The sequence below is a fragment of the Adlercreutzia sp. DFI.6.23 genome (genome assembly GCF_024462535.1).
Taxonomy (GTDB): Bacteria; Actinomycetota; Coriobacteriia; order Coriobacteriales; family Eggerthellaceae; genus Adlercreutzia; species Adlercreutzia rubneri.
This window is the reverse complement of the sequence record NZ_JANGBP010000806.1, coordinates 1-288: the sequence shown is the minus strand read 5'-3', so window position 1 is coordinate 288 and position 288 is coordinate 1. Positions and strand designations below refer to the sequence as shown.

Here is a 288-nt window from a genome sequence, read left to right as displayed (position 1 = left end):
GAGCCCGTGACGAATGGCACGTTCATGAGCGAGCGATCCTCCTTGCGGGCGGTGCCGCGGAACAGCTTGCTCTGATCGAGGTAATCGTAGAGGAAGGCGGCCTTCTCCTTGTTGCGCTCGGCCATAGCGGACAGGCCGCCCATCTCCTTCAGCCACTTGAACACAAGGCCGCAGATGTAGATGCCGTAGGCCGGCGGGGTGTTCGAGAGCGACTTCGCCTTCGCCTGGGTGGTGTAGCGCATGATGGTGGGCGTGAAGGGCAGCACTTCCTCGCGCACCAGATCGTCG

At 62.8% G+C, this 288-nt stretch carries 1 protein-coding gene; it reads right to left on the bottom strand.

The window, feature by feature from the left end; all coding sequences use genetic code 11:
• A partial coding sequence (locus NE591_RS15550) for an aminotransferase class V-fold PLP-dependent enzyme (RefSeq protein ID WP_256157137.1) occupies positions 1 to 288 on the bottom strand: 288 nt, incomplete at both ends.